The 14,510-nt window shown below is 71.4% G+C and carries 12 protein-coding genes and 3 pseudogenes; 9 read left to right on the top strand and 6 right to left on the bottom strand.

Annotation, left to right across the window (positions count from 1 at the left end; genetic code table 11):
• Positions 1-38 precede the first annotated feature (38 nt).
• Positions 39-818, top strand: a complete 780-nt coding sequence (locus tag ACZ5NH_RS37185) for an alpha/beta fold hydrolase (RefSeq protein ID WP_468781682.1) — start codon at positions 39-41, stop codon at positions 816-818.
• A 235-nt stretch (positions 819-1,053) separates the two neighbouring features.
• On the top strand, positions 1,054-2,895 hold the full coding sequence (gene asnB / locus ACZ5NH_RS37180) for an asparagine synthase (glutamine-hydrolyzing) (RefSeq protein ID WP_468781680.1): 1,842 nt from the start codon (positions 1,054-1,056) through the stop codon (positions 2,893-2,895).
• On the opposite strand, the gene ACZ5NH_RS37175 is transcribed toward asnB, so the two are convergent.
• Together ACZ5NH_RS37175 and ACZ5NH_RS37170 are read right to left on the bottom strand one after the other, a co-directional pair.
• Complete coding sequence (locus ACZ5NH_RS37175) at positions 2,885-3,415, bottom strand: DUF4232 domain-containing protein (RefSeq protein ID WP_468781678.1); 531 nt, start codon at positions 3,413-3,415, stop codon at positions 2,885-2,887. The genes asnB and ACZ5NH_RS37175 overlap by 11 nt on opposite strands.
• An 82-nt stretch (positions 3,416-3,497) precedes the next feature.
• Entirely contained in the window at positions 3,498-5,096 is a 1,599-nt protein-coding gene (locus ACZ5NH_RS37170; protein ID WP_468781676.1) for an alpha/beta hydrolase, read from the bottom strand.
• 282 nt (positions 5,097-5,378) lie between these two features.
• Between ACZ5NH_RS37170 and ACZ5NH_RS37165 the strand changes: the two genes are divergently transcribed.
• The 3 genes from ACZ5NH_RS37165 (at position 5,379) to ACZ5NH_RS37155 (ending at position 7,503) form a co-directional block, all read left to right on the top strand.
• Positions 5,379-6,038: a chaplin gene (locus tag ACZ5NH_RS37165; RefSeq protein ID WP_468781674.1), complete on the top strand. Its 660-nt coding sequence runs from the start codon at positions 5,379-5,381 to the stop codon at positions 6,036-6,038.
• Between the two features lie 94 nt (positions 6,039-6,132).
• Positions 6,133-6,570 (top strand): hypothetical protein, encoded by a 438-nt coding sequence (locus ACZ5NH_RS37160; protein WP_468781672.1) that lies wholly within the window; start codon positions 6,133-6,135, stop codon positions 6,568-6,570.
• A gap of 78 nt (positions 6,571-6,648) precedes the next feature.
• The gene (locus ACZ5NH_RS37155; RefSeq protein WP_468781670.1) at positions 6,649-7,503 is read left to right on the top strand and encodes a GNAT family N-acetyltransferase; all 855 of its coding nucleotides are present in this window, start codon (positions 6,649-6,651) and stop codon (positions 7,501-7,503) included.
• Between the two features lie 26 nt (positions 7,504-7,529).
• Here ACZ5NH_RS37155 and ACZ5NH_RS37150 read toward each other — a convergent pair.
• Positions 7,530-7,646, bottom strand: a pseudogene (locus ACZ5NH_RS37150) (nucleoside deaminase); the annotation flags it as partial.
• Positions 7,647-7,856: 210 nt separating this feature from the next.
• Here ACZ5NH_RS37150 and ACZ5NH_RS37145 point away from each other — a divergent pair.
• Positions 7,857-8,633 (top strand): GNAT family N-acetyltransferase, encoded by a 777-nt coding sequence (locus ACZ5NH_RS37145; protein ID WP_468781668.1) that lies wholly within the window; start codon positions 7,857-7,859, stop codon positions 8,631-8,633.
• Positions 8,634-8,640: 7 nt separating this feature from the next.
• Here ACZ5NH_RS37145 and ACZ5NH_RS37140 read toward each other — a convergent pair whose 3' ends face one another.
• Positions 8,641-8,904: a GlsB/YeaQ/YmgE family stress response membrane protein gene (locus ACZ5NH_RS37140; protein WP_388634205.1), complete on the bottom strand. Its 264-nt coding sequence runs from the start codon at positions 8,902-8,904 to the stop codon at positions 8,641-8,643.
• 211 nt (positions 8,905-9,115) lie between these two features.
• Here ACZ5NH_RS37140 and ACZ5NH_RS37135 point away from each other — a divergent pair, with 211 nt between their 5' ends.
• Positions 9,116-10,573, top strand: coding sequence for a hydrolase (locus ACZ5NH_RS37135; protein WP_468781666.1), 1,458 nt, complete (start codon positions 9,116-9,118; stop codon positions 10,571-10,573).
• On the opposite strand, the pseudogene ACZ5NH_RS37130 reads toward ACZ5NH_RS37135, so the two are convergent.
• Both ACZ5NH_RS37130 and ACZ5NH_RS37125 read right to left on the bottom strand, forming a co-directional pair.
• Positions 10,566-10,813: pseudogene (locus tag ACZ5NH_RS37130) on the bottom strand (hypothetical protein); the annotation flags it as partial. The gene ACZ5NH_RS37135 and the pseudogene ACZ5NH_RS37130 sit on opposite strands and share 8 nt — an antisense overlap.
• A gap of 233 nt (positions 10,814-11,046) precedes the next feature.
• The gene (locus ACZ5NH_RS37125) at positions 11,047-12,231 is read right to left on the bottom strand and encodes an ROK family transcriptional regulator (protein ID WP_468781664.1); all 1,185 of its coding nucleotides are present in this window, start codon (positions 12,229-12,231) and stop codon (positions 11,047-11,049) included.
• A 118-nt stretch (positions 12,232-12,349) separates the two neighbouring features.
• Here ACZ5NH_RS37125 and ACZ5NH_RS37120 point away from each other — a divergent pair, with 118 nt between their 5' ends.
• Together ACZ5NH_RS37120 and ACZ5NH_RS37115 are read left to right on the top strand one after the other, a co-directional pair.
• Positions 12,350-13,801 (top strand): APC family permease, encoded by a 1,452-nt coding sequence (locus tag ACZ5NH_RS37120; protein ID WP_468781662.1) that lies wholly within the window; start codon positions 12,350-12,352, stop codon positions 13,799-13,801.
• A gap of 88 nt (positions 13,802-13,889) precedes the next feature.
• Positions 13,890-14,399, top strand: a pseudogene (locus ACZ5NH_RS37115) (GNAT family N-acetyltransferase); the annotation flags it as partial.
• Between the last annotated feature and the right edge of the window lie 111 nt (positions 14,400-14,510).

Below are 14,510 nucleotides of genomic sequence, written 5' to 3'. Positions count from 1 at the left end.
CCAGTAACCGGACCGCAGTGCACCCCAGGAGGCCTGACATGCCGCAGCTCGAAGTCGACGGAGCGGCCCTGATGTACGACGACGAGGGCCCCCGTGACGCACCGGAGGTGCCGCTGGTGTTCGTGCACGGCTGGACCGCGAACCGGCGCCGCTGGGACCACCAGATCGCGCACTTCTCCGCAGGACGCCGGGTGATCCGGCTGGACCTGCGTGGTCACGGGGAGAGCACCGGCGCCGGCGTGCGCACGATCGCGGAGCTGGCGCGGGACGTCCTGGCTCTCCTGGACCACCTTCAGATCGAACGGTTCGCGCTGGTCGGCCACTCGATGGGCGGCATGATCGCGCAGACCATAGCCCTGACCCACCCCGAGCGGGTGGAGCGGATGGTGCTGGTGGGCTCGATCGGCCGGATGACGTACAGCCGTGGGCGGGGCCTGCTCATGGCCGCCTCCACCCTGGTGCCGTACCGGCTGTTCGTGGCGGCCAACATCCAGCGCGCCTTCGCGCCCGGCTATCCGCGCGAGGAGATCCGCGCGCACATCCGCGCCTCCGCCGCGACCCCGCGCGAGGTCGTGATGACGCTGTACGGCGCGATGCGCGCCTTCGACGTCCTCGACCGGGCCGGGGAGATCCGCACGCCCACGCTGATGGTGCACGGCTATCACGACGTCCAGCTGCCGGTGCGGCAGATGCTGCGGATGGCCAAGGCCTATCCGGACGCGGTCGTCCGCATCCTCGACGCGGGCCATGAGCTGCCTCTGGAGAAGCCTGCCGAGCTGACCGAGGCGCTCGACGCGTTTCTGGCCGTGAAGGAGTGACGCCCGAGCTGTTTGGCCAAGTTTTTGCCCGTGGCCGGTTCGCTGCCCTGTCGGCCCGCAGTCCCCGCGATCTGGAGATTTCGCGAAGGCAAAACCCGGCCGAAACAAGGGGGGAGGGTGGGTCATTCGTGTGACGACCGCGTTGACCGCGTCGAACACCTGACGGAGGCTCGTCATATAGGTGTTCGATGCAACTGGTTTGCTCCTGGTGCGAGCCGGAGGCAGGAGGCAGCGCATGTGCGGCATCACAGGATGGGTTTCCTTCGACCGCGACCTGACCGCCGAGGCCACCACATTGCATGCGATGACCGAGACAATGGCCTGCCGCGGCCCGGACGACCGCGGTGTCTGGACCGAGGGCCCGGCCGCCCTGGGCCACCGCCGGCTCGCGATCATCGACCTCCCCGGCGGCCGTCAGCCGATGTCCGTGGCGACCCAGCAGGGAACCGTCGCCATGGTGTACTCCGGGGAGGCCTACAACTTCACCGAACTGCGCCGTGAACTGGAAGGCCGGGGCCACCGGTTCACCACCGACTCCGACACCGAGGTCGTCCTGCACGGCTACCTCGAATGGGGTGACGGGGTCGCCGAACGGCTCAACGGGATGTACGCCTTCGCGGTCTGGGACGGCCGCCACGACAAGCTCGTGATGATCCGCGACCGCATGGGCATCAAGCCGTTCTACTACCACCCCACCTCCGACGGCGTCCTGTTCGGCTCCGAGCCCAAGGCGATCCTCGCCAACCCGCTGGCCCGCCGCCGGGTGACGCTGGACGGGCTGCGGGAGCTGTTCGTCATGGTCAAGACGCCCGGACACGCGATCTGGGACGGCATGCGCGAGGTGGAACCCGGCACGGTCGTCACCGTCGACCGCTCCGGCCTGTCCACCCGTGTCTACTGGCACCTTCAGACCCGGCCGCACACCGACGACCGCGACACCACCATCACGACCGTGCGCTCGCTGCTCGACGACATCGTGCGCCGCCAGCTGGTCGCCGACGTCCCCCGCTGCACCCTGCTCTCCGGCGGCCTCGACTCCTCCGCGATGACCGCGATCGCCGCCCGGCAACTCGCCCGGCAGGGCGAGAAGGTGCGCAGCTTCGCCGTCGACTTCGTCGGCCAGACCGACAACTTCGTCGCCGACGAGCTGCGCGGCACCCCCGACACGCCGTTCGTGCACGAGGTGGCCGAGCTCGCGGGCACCGACCACCAGGACATCGTGCTCGACGCGCAGTCCCTCGCCGACCCCGCCGTGCGCGAACAGGTGATCCGCGCCCGCGATCTGCCGGCCGGCTTCGGCGACATGGACGCCTCGCTCCTGCTGCTCTTCCGCGCCGTCCGCGAGAAGTCCACGGTGGCCCTGTCCGGCGAGTCCGCCGACGAAGTGTTCGGCGGCTACCTGCAGTTCTTCGACGAGGAGGCGCGCCGTGCCGACACCTTCCCGTGGCTGACGACCATGGGGCGCCACTTCGGCGAGGACGCCGACGTGCTGCGCGCCGACCTCACCAAGTCCCTGGACCTGGAGAGTTACGTCTCCGACGGCTACCGCACGGCCGTCGCCGGCATCGAACGGCTCGACGGCGAGAGCGACTTCGAGTACCGGATGCGGCAGATGAGCCATCTGCACCTGACCCGCTTCGTGCGCGCCCTGCTCGACCGCAAGGACCGGATGAGCATGGCCGTCGGGCTGGAGGTCCGGGTGCCGTTCTGCGACCACCGCCTCGTCGAGTACGTCTACAACGCCCCGTGGGCGCTGAAGTCCTTCGACGGCCGGGAGAAGAGCCTGCTGCGGGAGGCGGCCGCGGACGTCCTGCCGCGCTCGGTGTACGAGCGGGTCAAGAGCCCGTACCCGTCCACGCAGGATCCGCAGTACGCCCGCGCCCTCCAGGAGCAGGCCAAGGAGCTGCTCTCCCGGCCCTCGCACCAGGTCTTCGACCTCGTCGACCGCGACCGGCTCCGCCGGGCAGCCGAGCGCGAGGCGCCGGTGAGCACCCAGGCGGCCCGGCGCGGCTTGGAGCGTGCCCTGGACCTCGCGCGATGGCTGGAGGTCTACACGCCCGAGGTGATCACCGGCTGAGGCCGATGGCCCGGTCCGCGGCCGCCCGCGTGGGCTGCCACCACGTCGTCACCGGCTCCCACACCAGGACGTGCTCGCCGGTGCCGAGCTGGGCTGCGGTGAAGGAGCGGCCCCAGTGGGCGGCCGAGGCGGCCACGGTCACGGTGCCCACCCGGCGGGCCTCGGGGTCCGCCGGGTCGCCGATGGTGCGGATGTCGGCGTAGGCGGTCTGCCCGGCCGCGAGACGGAAGCTGCCGGCGCCGCCCTCGGGCGTCGGCAGCGCGGCGCCGTCCAGGTCCCCGAAGGTGACCGTGGGCACCCGGTCGACGACGCACGCGCGGGCGCCGTGGTGGGTGACGGCGACCCGCAGCACGGTCGGATCGGCGGACGCGGCCTCGGCCCGGACCGTCAGCGACTTCTCCGCGCAGCGGACGGGCCGGGCGTGGTCCGCCGTGGCGGCCTGGCTCTGCGGCGCGGTCAGCAGCAGGCCCGCCACGGCGGCCGAGGCGGCGGGTACGGCGATGGTGGCGCGGATGCGCATGACGGTGTCCCCCAGTCGCTCAGGTACGGGATGCGGCGGCTGCCGAAACACGCCCAGCCAGTGTGACGGCCGGGAGGGGCTGTCACCAGTTGGTGGCGCTCGTGGTGGCGCTCCAGTCATTGCCGTCCGCCGGGCAGGAGCTGCCGTTCGGCGGCAGGGAGCCGTACAGCAGGTAGTCGTCGATCTTCTGGTGCACGCACTTGGAGGAGGTGTAACCGGTGTGGCCGTCCCCCTTGTTGTCGAGCACCACCGCCGACGAACCGAGCCGTGCGGCCGTCTCCACCGTCCACCGGTACGGCGTCGCCGGGTCCCCGCGCGTGCCCACGAGCAGCATCCTCGCCGAGTGGACGTCCTTCACCCGGTCGCGGATGAAGTCGGTGCCCTTGGGGCGGCCGTAGCACATGAGCAGTTCGGTCAGCCGGTAGCGGCCGAAGACCGGCGAGGCCTGCTCGTACTCGGCCCGCAGCTGCTTCAGGTCCTTGCCGATCTGCGCCGCGTCGGGCCGGTCGGGGTCGTCGGCGCAGTTGATCGCCATCAGCGCGGCCTGCAGGTTGTCCGCCGGAACGTTCTGCGGATCGACGAGGCCGTCGTTGCGGTGGCCGCCCACGGGCAGTCCGGAGCCCGAGGTGGCGAAGTTCTGCACGCCCCGGGTGTCGCCGTCCTGGACGAGCGAGGCCAGGGCGCGCTCCAGGGAGGGCCACAGCTTCTTGCTGTAGAGGGCCTGCCCGATGGCGCCGACCAGGTCCTGTCCGGAGAACGAGCCGCCGAAGTCCGACGGGACCGGGTTCTGGTCGAGCGAGCGCACCAGGGTGACCACCTGGTCCCCGGCCGCGCGCCGGTCCTGCCCGAACGGACAGGCGACGTCCGTCATACACCAGTCCAGGAAATCGTCCAGCGCGGTCTGCTGCCCCTCGGCGCCGGCCACCCCCTGCTCGGACAGCGGCTCGGTCAGGGTGTCCACGCCGTCGAGGGCGAGCCGGCGCACCTTGTGCGGGAACTGTGCCGCGTACACCGCGCCGAGCCGCGTTCCATAGGAGAAGCCGAGGTAGTTGAGCTTCTTGTCGCCGAGGGCCTGGCGGATGACGTCCAGGTCGCGGGAGGCGTTCACGGTGCCTATGTGGGGCAGCACCGGGCCGGAGTTCCGGGCGCATTCGCCGGCGGCCTTGCGCAACTTCGTGAGCAGCGTCCGCGGATGGTCGAGGCCGGTCTCGTCGTCCAGCGCGGACGCGGCCTCGTCGCTGCCGTCGCCGCAGCTGACGGGGGAGGAGCGGCCGACGCCCCGCGGGTCGAAGCCGACCACGTCGTAGCCGTTGGTGAGGTCCATGAACTGCTTGCCGTCGGCGGCGAGTTCAGGGATGCCCGCACCGCCCGGGCCGCCGAAGTTCAGCAGCACCGAGCCCTGTTTCTTCCCGGTCGCCTGGTAGCGGGCGAGGGCCAGGTCGAGCGTGCCCGCGCGGGGCCGTGCGTAGTCGATCGGGACCGTGACCTTCCCGCACTGGAGGTCCTTCGGCGTGTCGGGGCCCTTGCAGGCCGCCCAGGTCACCTTCTGCCGATAGAAGCGGGACAGGTCGGGCTGTGTCCGGTCGGTCGCGGGCAGTCCGGCGCCGAGCAGCGCCAGGGCGAGGGCTCCAGTACCCGCGCAGCGCCGCACGGCGGGCCGTGTGGACAGCTTGACCAGCATCGACAGCCTCCCGGGACGCCTGTCGCGGACCGGGGGACGGCGCCCTCGGATCACCATAAGCGGGCCGCTGACGGCCCGCCTCCCGGCGAGCGGGGCGGCGCCCCGTGCCGTATTCTCCGTCCCTCCGTGCCCGTTATCGATCACTGAGCGTCTTCGCGCGCAGTTCGATAACACTGTCGCTCGACGGGGTGAAAGGCCGATGAGCCATAACTCAGATGGTTGACCTGCGTTTTACGGGGTGCGGGTGAGTGCCCGCGACGAAGTCTGGAAGGCAGGGAACCTATGAGACGGGCTACCCGTAACGGTGTGATCGCCGTCGTCGCCGCCTCCGGAGCGATGGCCGTGACAATGCCGGTGTCCGCCGCTTTCGCCGCCGACGGTGCCACCGCCGACGGCTCCGCGGCCGGCTCGCCCGGGCTGTTCTCCGGCAACGGCATCCAGCTCCCGGTGCATGTGCCGGTGAACGTGTGCGGCAACACCGTGAACGTGGTGGGGCTGCTCAACCCGGCCACCGGCAACGCCTGCGCGAACCGCTCCGGCCAGGGCGCCGCAACAGGCGGGTCGGCGACGTCCGGCGGTGCCTCTGCCCACGGCGGCGCGCAGGGCTCGCCCGGCCTGCTCTCCGGCAACGGCGTCCAGCTCCCCGTCGACCTGCCGGTGAACGTCAGCGGCAACAGCGTCGGCGTGGTCGGGGTGGGCAACCCGGCCGAGGGCAACCGGTCGGTCAACGGCCCCGGTGACCATCCCCGTGCCCCGCGGAGCCCGGCCCCGAAGCCTCCCGCCCCCACCAGGCACCAGCCTCGCCCGCACACCCCGCCGACGACGTCCGCGCTGGCCCACACCGGCGCGGACGGCACCGCGCCCGCCGTCGCCGGCAGCGCCGCGCTGCTCCTCACCGGCGCCGTCCTCTACCGCCGCTTCCGCCCCGGGCACACCGACTGACCCACCCCCTCCCATGGCCCCACCGGACGCCGGCCCGGTGGGGCCTCGTTCGGGTGAGACCGGGCGGTGCCGCACGGTGCAGTAGCTTGATCGGGTGACGGACGGCATACCAGAGCGATTACGAGCGCTGCCGCGCCGGGCGCGCTGGACCCTCGCGGTGTACGTGGGCGGCTTCCTGGAGGGGACCTGCGCCCATGTCCTCGACCTGGTGCGCGGCGGACTTCACGCCTATACCGACTTCGGCCCCCTTCCGCTGCAGGTGTTCTTCGTCGCCCTGGTGGTCCTCGACCCCCTGGTCGCCGTCCTGGCGCTGCGGGCGCGGCCCCTGGGCATCCGGCTGGCGGGTGTCGTGATGCCGCTGGACGTACTCGCCAACTGGTACGTCAACTGGCCCTGGGTGAAGGAGGATCCGGCAGGCCTGCTGCGGCCCGTGGGACTGCTGCCCATCACCCTCTTCGGGGCGTTCGTCCTCGCGTCGCTGCTTCCCCTGCTGCGCGCCCTGGCCGGTGGCCGGGTCCTGCGCAACGGCTGATCTTCCCGTGGCGCGGCCCCCGTTGATCCGGAAGGATGCGGCACGGCAGTCCGGTCCCGACGGAATTGGAGCGCATCGATGACCCCTGCGGCCCCCCACGACCTCGTCGTCACCCAGGCCACCCTCGACGACTGGCCGGTGATCGCCGGATGGGCGGCGGCCGAGGGCTGGAACCCGGGACTGTCCGACGGGCCCGCGTTCTTCGCGCAGGATCCGGACGGGTTCTTCCTCGGCCGTATCGACGGTGAGCCGGTGTCGGCCATCTCCGTGGTGAACCACGGCCCGGAGTACGCCTTCCTGGGCTGCTATCTGGTCCGCCCCGACCTGCGCGGCCAGGGCCACGGCCTCACCACCTGGAAGACCGCCCTCGCCCATGCCGGCAACCGCACCGTCGGCCTGGACGGCGTCGTCGCCCAGCAGGACAACTACCGCCAGTCGGGGTTCGAACTGGCCTACCGCACCATCCGGTTCACCGGGACGGCCCCGCAGGGCGGGACACCCGCCGGGGTCCGTCCGGCGGGCCCCGCCGACCTCGCCGCGATCACCGCCTACGACAGCTCCTGCCACCCGGCCGACCGGCCGCGCTTCCTCGCCGAGTGGCTCACCGGCCCCGGACACCGGGCCTTCGTCCGCCACGACGGATCCCGGCTCACCGGCTACGGCGTGCTCCGCCCCGGACACGACACCCTGCGCGTCGGCCCCCTCTTCGCGGACACCGCCGACGACGCCCGCGCCCTGTTCGCAGCCCTCACGGCCGAGGCCGCGGGAGGCCAGGTCGCCATCGACGTGCCGGAGCCGAACGCGGCCGGTGTCGCACTCGCCGAAGCGGCTGGATTCCAGGCCTCGTTCGAGACCGCCCGCATGTACACCGGGCCGGTGCGTGCATACGCCCGGCACCGCGTGTTCGGCGTCACCACGCTCGAACTCGGATGAGATTGAGGCCCGTTGTGCCAATCACACAACTCGTTCAACCAGCCGGACAGTTGATCCGACGAGGCGACGTACACAATGCGGCCGAGCCCCACCCAGGCGTGCGCGGCCGCGCACATCGGGCAGTGCTCGCCGGAGGTGCAGACGGGGCCGCCGCACGCCTTCGCCATCGGCCACCGACCTCCTCGCGGCATGACCTCCGGCAGGGGCACGCTACGGCCACCGGCACCGGCACCGGCTCGGCCGGCACCGAGGATCCGTGGGCTGCTGCGGCCGCCCACCTGGCCGCCGTATGCCCGGAGGCCGGTGCGGAAATCCCGTTGCCCCGGGCCGGTCCGGCATGGTCGAGTCGGGGCATGGATCACTCGGCGGTGCTCGCCCTCTACGACCGGGACATGCGCGAGAACGCGACTCCCGACGGCCCCGGTGCCCGCATCGAACGGACCGGCGCGGTGGTGCGGCATGTCGCGGACGCGCAGGGATGGAACGGTGTGCTCTGGTCCGGTCTGGACGCGGCCGGCGCGGACCGGGCGATCCACGACCAGATCGCGTACTTCACCGGTCTCGGCCGCGACTTCGAGTGGAAGCACTACGGCCACGACCGGCCGGACGACCTCGGCGCCCGGCTCCTCGCCGCCGGATTCCGGGCCGAGCCCGAGGAGACGCTGATGGCCGCCGAGACCGGCCGGCTCGCCATGGACGCCGAACCTCCCGAGGGCATCCGTCTCGTGCAGGCCACCGACCCGGCCGGCGTCGACCTCGTGGTGGAGGTCCACGAAAAGGCGTTCGGCACCGACGGCGGCCGGCTGCGGCACCGGCTGCTCGCCGGCCTGGCCGCCGATCCCGGCACGGTCGTGGCCGTGGTCGCGCTGGCCGGGGACGAAGCCGTGAGCGCCGCCCGGATGGAGCTGGTGCCCGGCACCCGGTTCGCCGGGCTGTGGGGCGGCGGCACCGTCGAGGCCTGGCGGGGCCGGGGTGTCTACCGCGCCCTGGTCGCGCACCGCGCCCGCGTCGCCGCCGCCCACGGCTACCGCTACCTCCAGGTCGACGCCTCGCCCATGAGCCGCCCGATCCTGGAACGCCTCGGCTTTCATGCGCTGAGCACCACCACCCCGTATCTGTACGGGCGCTGACTTCGCGTCAGCGACGGACGAGGGCCCGGTCCAGTGCCGCGATCCCGGCCGCGGCCAGGGCGATCTGGATGAACCACTCGATCCAGTCGGGCCCCTTGGTGTCCGCGACCCCGAAGCCGGCGGCGATCGCCGAGCCCAGCAGTGCGGCCACGATGCCGACGACGATGGTCCACAGGATGCCGATGTGCTGTCGTCCGGGGACGACCAGGCGCCCCAGGGCGCCGATGACGAGTCCGATGACAATGGCGCTGATGATGCCCGAGATATGCATGGCCACCCCTTTTGGTCGAGCCTCCCGCTCACCGTCTGCCCGCTGAGAGCGGCGGTAGTCCGCTCCGGTCATTGCCGGGACTTTCTGTTCATCGGGCCTTCATGCCATGTACCTTTCAACCACTCGACGCGTGTAGAACCCTCAAGCGGGCTCTACGCGCGCAGACTTGGCGCCGCACCGCCTCTCCCCACCCCTCATGGAGGTTCGCCGGATGCTTGGATCCAGGAGATCCCGCCGCAGACTCACCACTGCCCTGGCCGGTTTCGGGCTGCTCCTCACCGGAGCCGCCGTCCAGATCAGCAGCGGCACCGCCGCCCACGCGGCGACCACGCACCGCATCCTGTTCGACAACGCCCACGCCGAGACGGCCGGCAACGCCGACTGGATCATCTCCACCAGTCAGCCCGACCCGCTCGGCGAGAACCCCTCCCCGTCCGCCGAGACCGACTGGACCGGCGCCCTGTCCTCCTGGGGCGTGGCGCTGCAGAAGACCGGCGACTACAGCCTGAAGACGCTGCCCTCGGGCTCCAGCCTCAGCTACGGCGGCTCGTCGTCGACCGACCTGTCGAACTTCGACACACTGGTCCTGCCGGAACCCAACACGCTGTTCACGAGCGCCGAGAAGACGGCGATCATGAACTTCGTGAAGAACGGCGGCGGTCTGTTCATGATCTCCGACCACACCGGAGCCGACCGCAACAACGACGGCTACGACGCGGTCAAGATCCTCAACGACCTGATGACGAACAACAGCGTCGACTCCACCGACCCGTTCGGCTTCTCGGTCGACTCGCTCAACATCAGCTCCGACCACCCGGCGGCGATCAGTGACAGCACCGACCCGGTGCTGCACGGTTCCTTCGGCACCGTCACCAAGAGCCTGATCGCCAACGGCACCACCGCCACCCTCAAGCCCGCCGACAACTCCGCCGTCAAGGGCCTGCTCTACCGCACCGGTTCCTCCGGCAACACCGGCGCCTTCTTCCTCACCAGCACCTTCGGCAGCGGCCGCGTCGCCTTCTGGGGCGACAGCTCCCCGATCGACGACGGCACCGGCCAGCCGGGCAACACCCTGTACGACGGCTGGAACGACACCAGCGCCACCAACGCCGCCCTCGCCCTCAACGCCACCGGCTGGCTGGCCGGTTCGGGCACCAGCAGCGGCGGGGGAGGCGGCGGTGGCGGCACCGGCACCTGCACCGCCGCCCAGCTCCTCGGCAACAGCGGCTTCGAGTCCGGCAACACCACGTGGAGCGCGTCCAGCGGGGTCATCACCAACGCGACCGGTGAGTCGGCTCATTCCGGCTCCTACTACGCCTGGCTCGACGGCTACGGCACCGCCACCACCGACACGCTGTCCCAGTCGGTGACCATCCCGTCCGGCTGCTCGACGGCCACGCTCAGCTTCTATCTGCACATCGACACGGCCGAGACCTCGACCAGCACGGCCTACGACACCCTCAAGGTCCAGGTCCTGAACAGCTCGGGCACGGTCCTCGGCACCCTGGCGACGTACTCGAACCTCAACGCCGCCTCCGGTTACACCCAGCGCAGCTTCGACCTCAGCAGCTACGCCGGGCAGACCGTCACGCTGAAGTTCACCGGCACCGAGGGCTCCCAGTACCAGACGTCGTTCGTCGTGGACGACACCGCGCTCAACGTCAGCTGAACCGGCCGGGGGTGGGCCGCACCGGTTCACCCCCGTTCCGGCAGGGCGCCGGCACCGTCCGCTCAGGAGTGTTCCAGCCGGAGATCCTCACCTCCGGCGCCGAGCGTGCAGATCGCCCGTCCGGAAGGTGGCGGTCAGCGTCACCGACTCGCCCGGCCACAGGCTCACCTCGTTGTCCGGCCAGCGCAACGGCAGCACCGGTTGTCCCTGCGCGTCCACGAGGCGGACGTCCGTCAGCAGCCCCTGCGGACGGTCTTCGTCTCGTGGGCGGCGAGCGGGACCTGCCGGGTGAAGGTGGTCGCGCCGATGCGTCCGGTGACCTCGGCGTACCGGCGTACCGGCGTCCGAGGGCGGGGCGAGGGATCATGGGGCTTCCCGGGCTCGTAAAGTTAGGAAACTTTACTAACTCAGTCCAAGCTAGGAGGCCTCGCGGGCCGTGTCAACGAGCGTGGCCGCAGTGGCCATTGGCGGGGTCAGGCTCCGGCCGTCCTGCGCTCGAACACAAGGTCCCGCGCCGTGTCCAGGGCCGTCGCCACCGCACCGAGCAGCACAGCGTCCTCACCGAGCCGGCTCGGGGCGATCCGCGGCCGCAGCGGGGTGAGGGCACGCACCTGCTCCTGGACCGGGCGCAGCAGCAGATCGACGCTGTGCCCGACACCGCCGCCGAGCACCACCAGATCCGGGTCGAGCACGGCGGCGGCCGCCGCCACGGTGTGCGCGATCCGCTCGGCCTCCAGCTCCACCGCCCGCACAGCGGCCGGATCGCCCTGCCGGGCCGCGTCGAACACGGCCTTCGCCGTGAGCTGCCCGCGCATCCCGAACTCCCGGGCGACCTCCACCACGGCCACCCCGGACACCGCGTCCTCCAGTCGCTCCGGCTTCTGCCGGCCCGGCCAGGGCAGGAAGCCGATCTCGCCCGCCAGTCCGTGCGCACCTGTGAACAGCCGTCCCTCGCCGACGACGCCCATGCCGAGGCCGGTGCCGATCAGGATGTACGCGAACAGCCGGCTGCCCGTTCCCACTCCGTACGTGTACTCGCCGAGCGCGGCCAGGTTGGCGTCATTGTGCACCTCCAGCGGTACGCCCAACTCCTCGCGCATCCGGTCGACGAGCCCGGCGCGCCCCCAGCCCGGCAGATGCATCGCGTACCGGACCCGCCGCTGCTTCTCGTCGTAGACGCCCGGCGTGCCCACCACCCCGTGCACCACCTCGGCCGGGTCCACCCCCGAGCCCGCGATCACCTGCCGGGCGGTGCCCACGACCAGATCGGCCAGTGCGGCGGAGGCGCGGGTCCGGTTGCGTACGTCGGCGCGGGCGACGACCGTGCCGTCCAGGTCGACCACCGCCACCCGCAGCCAGCCGCGGCCGATGTCCACGCCGAGCGCGTACCCCGCGGCCGGGTCGGGGGCGTAAAGCACGGCGGTGCGCCCGCGCTCCGGGGCCTGGGTGCCGACCTCGTGCACCAGGCCCGCCGCCTCCAGGGAGGCCAGCGCACTGGAGACCGTCGGCTTCGACAGGCCGGTCTCCCGGGCCAGTTGGGCGCGCGACGCCGCGCCGAGGGTGCGCAGCCGGTCCAGCAGCAGCCGCTCGTTGGTGCTGCGCAGCCGGCGGCGGCTCCAGGGCTGTCCCTGCTGCTCTTCGGCGTCACTGACGGTCATCGGACCATTCTCATGTATTCCCGGCGCACACTTGACGCCTCTAGTAAGGCTCCTTAACTTTATCGCCCAGTGAGCCCGCCGGGTGCCGTCGAGTGCGCCCGTGGCGTCAGGAGTCCCCATGTCCGGTAGTCCGCCACCCTCGGGTGGTTTCGTCCGCCGCGTAGGCCTGTTCCAGGCCACGGCCATCAATATGAGCCAGATGTGCGGGATCGGGCCGTTCGTGACGATTCCGCTCATGGTCACCGCCTTCGGCGGCCCGCAGGCGGTCATCGGCTTCGTCGCGGGCGCCGTGCTCGCGCTGTGCGACGGACTGATCTGGGCCGAGCTGGGCGCCTCGATGCCCGGCTCCGGCGGCAGTTACGTCTATCTGCGCCAGGCCTTCCAGTACCGCACGGGCCGGCTGATGCCGTTCCTGTTCGTATGGACGGCGATGCTCTTCATCCCGCTGATCATGTCCACGGGAGTCGTCGGCTTCGTCCAGTACCTCGGCTATCTGGCCCCCGATCTCGGGCAGACGACGGGCGATCTGATCGGCCTCGGCATCATCGCCCTGGTTGTGCTCCTGCTCTGGCGCGGTATCGAGCACATCGCCCGGATCACCGCCGTGATGTGGGCGGTGATGATCGCCTCGGTGCTGCTGGTGATCGTCGCCGCGGCCTCCGACTTCAGCCCCCACCTGGCCTTCACCTACCCGTCGGGCGCCTTCGACCTGACCGGCAACCACTTCTGGCTCGGCTTCGCCGCGGGCCTGACCATCGGCATCTACGACTACCTCGGCTACAACACCACCGCGTACATGGGTGCCGAGATCAAGGACCCGGGCCGCATCCTCCCGCGCTCGATCCTCTTGTCCATCCTCGGCATCATGGCGATCTACCTGCTCCTGCAGATCGGCACCCTCGGTGTGATCGACTGGCGGAGGATGGCCGACCCGCACGACATCGCCTCCACCTCGGTCGCCTCGGCTGTGCTGGAGAAGACCTGGGGCAAGGGCGCCGCCGACACGGTGACCGTGCTGATCCTGGTCACCGCGTTCGCCTCGGTCTTCACCGGGCTGCTGGGCGGTTCCCGGGTGCCCTACGACGCCGCCCGCGACCGCGTCTTCTTCCGGCCGTACGAGAGGCTCCACCCGAAGCACCGCTTTCCGACGCTGGGCCTGGCGACCATGGGCGTGATCACCGCCGTCGGCTTCCTGATCGGCCGGCACACCGACCTTGCGACTCTGATCCAGTTGCTCACGACGGTCATGGTGATCGTGCAGGCGCTCGCCCAGATCGTCGCCCTGACCGTGCTGCGCAAACGCCAGCCGGGCCTGCGCCGCCCGTACCGGATGTGGCTCTACCCCCTGCCCAGCCTCGTCGCCTTCGCCGGCTGGTGCGTGATCTACGGGTACGCGGACAAGAACTCCCCGGGCCGCCACCCCATCGAATGGTCCCTGGCCTGGCTGGCCCTCGGCTGTGTGGCCTTCGCCGTCTGGGCCCGGCTGGAGAAGGTCTGGCCGTTCGGGGAGAAGGAGATCAGCGAGGAGTACCTGGCCGGTACGGACCCGGACGTGGCCCCCGTGGGCTGACCGACGGGCCTGTGACGGGCTATGATCACGGCAGTCTCAGCAAGCCTCCCCGGCCCGGACCCGAGTCCGCCGGGGAGGCTTTCGTTTCATGACCGAAATCCTCCTTCCCGATGTCACCGTCCGCCCCGCGACCGCCGAGGACCGGCCCACCGTGGAGCGGCTGTGGCTGATGTTCCGCCATGACCTGTCCGCCTTCCGGGGCGAGCTGCCCGCCCCCGACGGCACCTTTCGCAGCGAGCGGGTCGAGAGCGCCTTCACCCGCCCCGGCTGGACGGCCTACCTGTTCGAGTGCGGCGCCCATCCGGCCGGCTTCGCGTTCGTGCGCGGACTCGACGGCCCGGTGCGGGTGCTGAACAGCTTCTTCGTGGTCCGCGGCGCCCGGCGCAGGCGCGTCGGGCTGCGGGCCGTGCGCGCGGTGCTCACCCGGCATCCCGGGCCGTGGCAGGTCGCCCATCAGCACGACAATCCGGCCGCCGTGGCGTTCTGGCCCCAGGTCGCCGCGGACGTCGCCGGTGACGCCTGGACGCGGGAACTCCGGCCGGTTCCGGAGCGGCCCGAACTGCCCCCGGACGTATGGCTGTCCTTCCACGTCGGGGGGGGGGGGGGGGGGGGGGGGGAGAAGAGAGGGGGGGGGGGGGGGGGGGGGGGGGGGGGGGGGGGGGGGGGGGGGGGGGGGGAGGGGGGGGGAGGCACAACACTGCAACCCCCC

The organism is Streptomyces sp. NPDC031426, assembly GCF_055581585.1.
Note: the sequence above shows the minus strand (reverse complement) of the source record. Positions and strands in the feature narration are given on the sequence as shown.

Excerpts from the sequence above, each read along its gene's own strand:
- ACZ5NH_RS37185 (WP_468781682.1), top strand. The coding sequence starts at position 39 with ATGCCGCAGCTCGAAGTCGACGGAGCGGCCCTGATGTACGACGACGAG.
- asnB (WP_468781680.1), top strand. The coding sequence starts at position 1,054 with ATGTGCGGCATCACAGGATGGGTTTCCTTCGACCGCGACCTGACCGCC.
- ACZ5NH_RS37175 (WP_468781678.1), bottom strand. The coding sequence starts at position 3,415 with ATGCGCATCCGCGCCACCATCGCCGTACCCGCCGCCTCGGCCGCCGTG.
- ACZ5NH_RS37170 (WP_468781676.1), bottom strand. The coding sequence starts at position 5,096 with ATGCTGGTCAAGCTGTCCACACGGCCCGCCGTGCGGCGCTGCGCGGGT.
- ACZ5NH_RS37165 (WP_468781674.1), top strand. The coding sequence starts at position 5,379 with ATGAGACGGGCTACCCGTAACGGTGTGATCGCCGTCGTCGCCGCCTCC.
- ACZ5NH_RS37155 (WP_468781670.1), top strand. The coding sequence starts at position 6,649 with ATGACCCCTGCGGCCCCCCACGACCTCGTCGTCACCCAGGCCACCCTC.
- ACZ5NH_RS37145 (WP_468781668.1), top strand. The coding sequence starts at position 7,857 with ATGGATCACTCGGCGGTGCTCGCCCTCTACGACCGGGACATGCGCGAG.
- ACZ5NH_RS37140 (WP_388634205.1), bottom strand. The coding sequence starts at position 8,904 with ATGCATATCTCGGGCATCATCAGCGCCATTGTCATCGGACTCGTCATC.
- ACZ5NH_RS37135 (WP_468781666.1), top strand. The coding sequence starts at position 9,116 with ATGCTTGGATCCAGGAGATCCCGCCGCAGACTCACCACTGCCCTGGCC.
- ACZ5NH_RS37125 (WP_468781664.1), bottom strand. The coding sequence starts at position 12,231 with ATGACCGTCAGTGACGCCGAAGAGCAGCAGGGACAGCCCTGGAGCCGC.
- ACZ5NH_RS37120 (WP_468781662.1), top strand. The coding sequence starts at position 12,350 with ATGTCCGGTAGTCCGCCACCCTCGGGTGGTTTCGTCCGCCGCGTAGGC.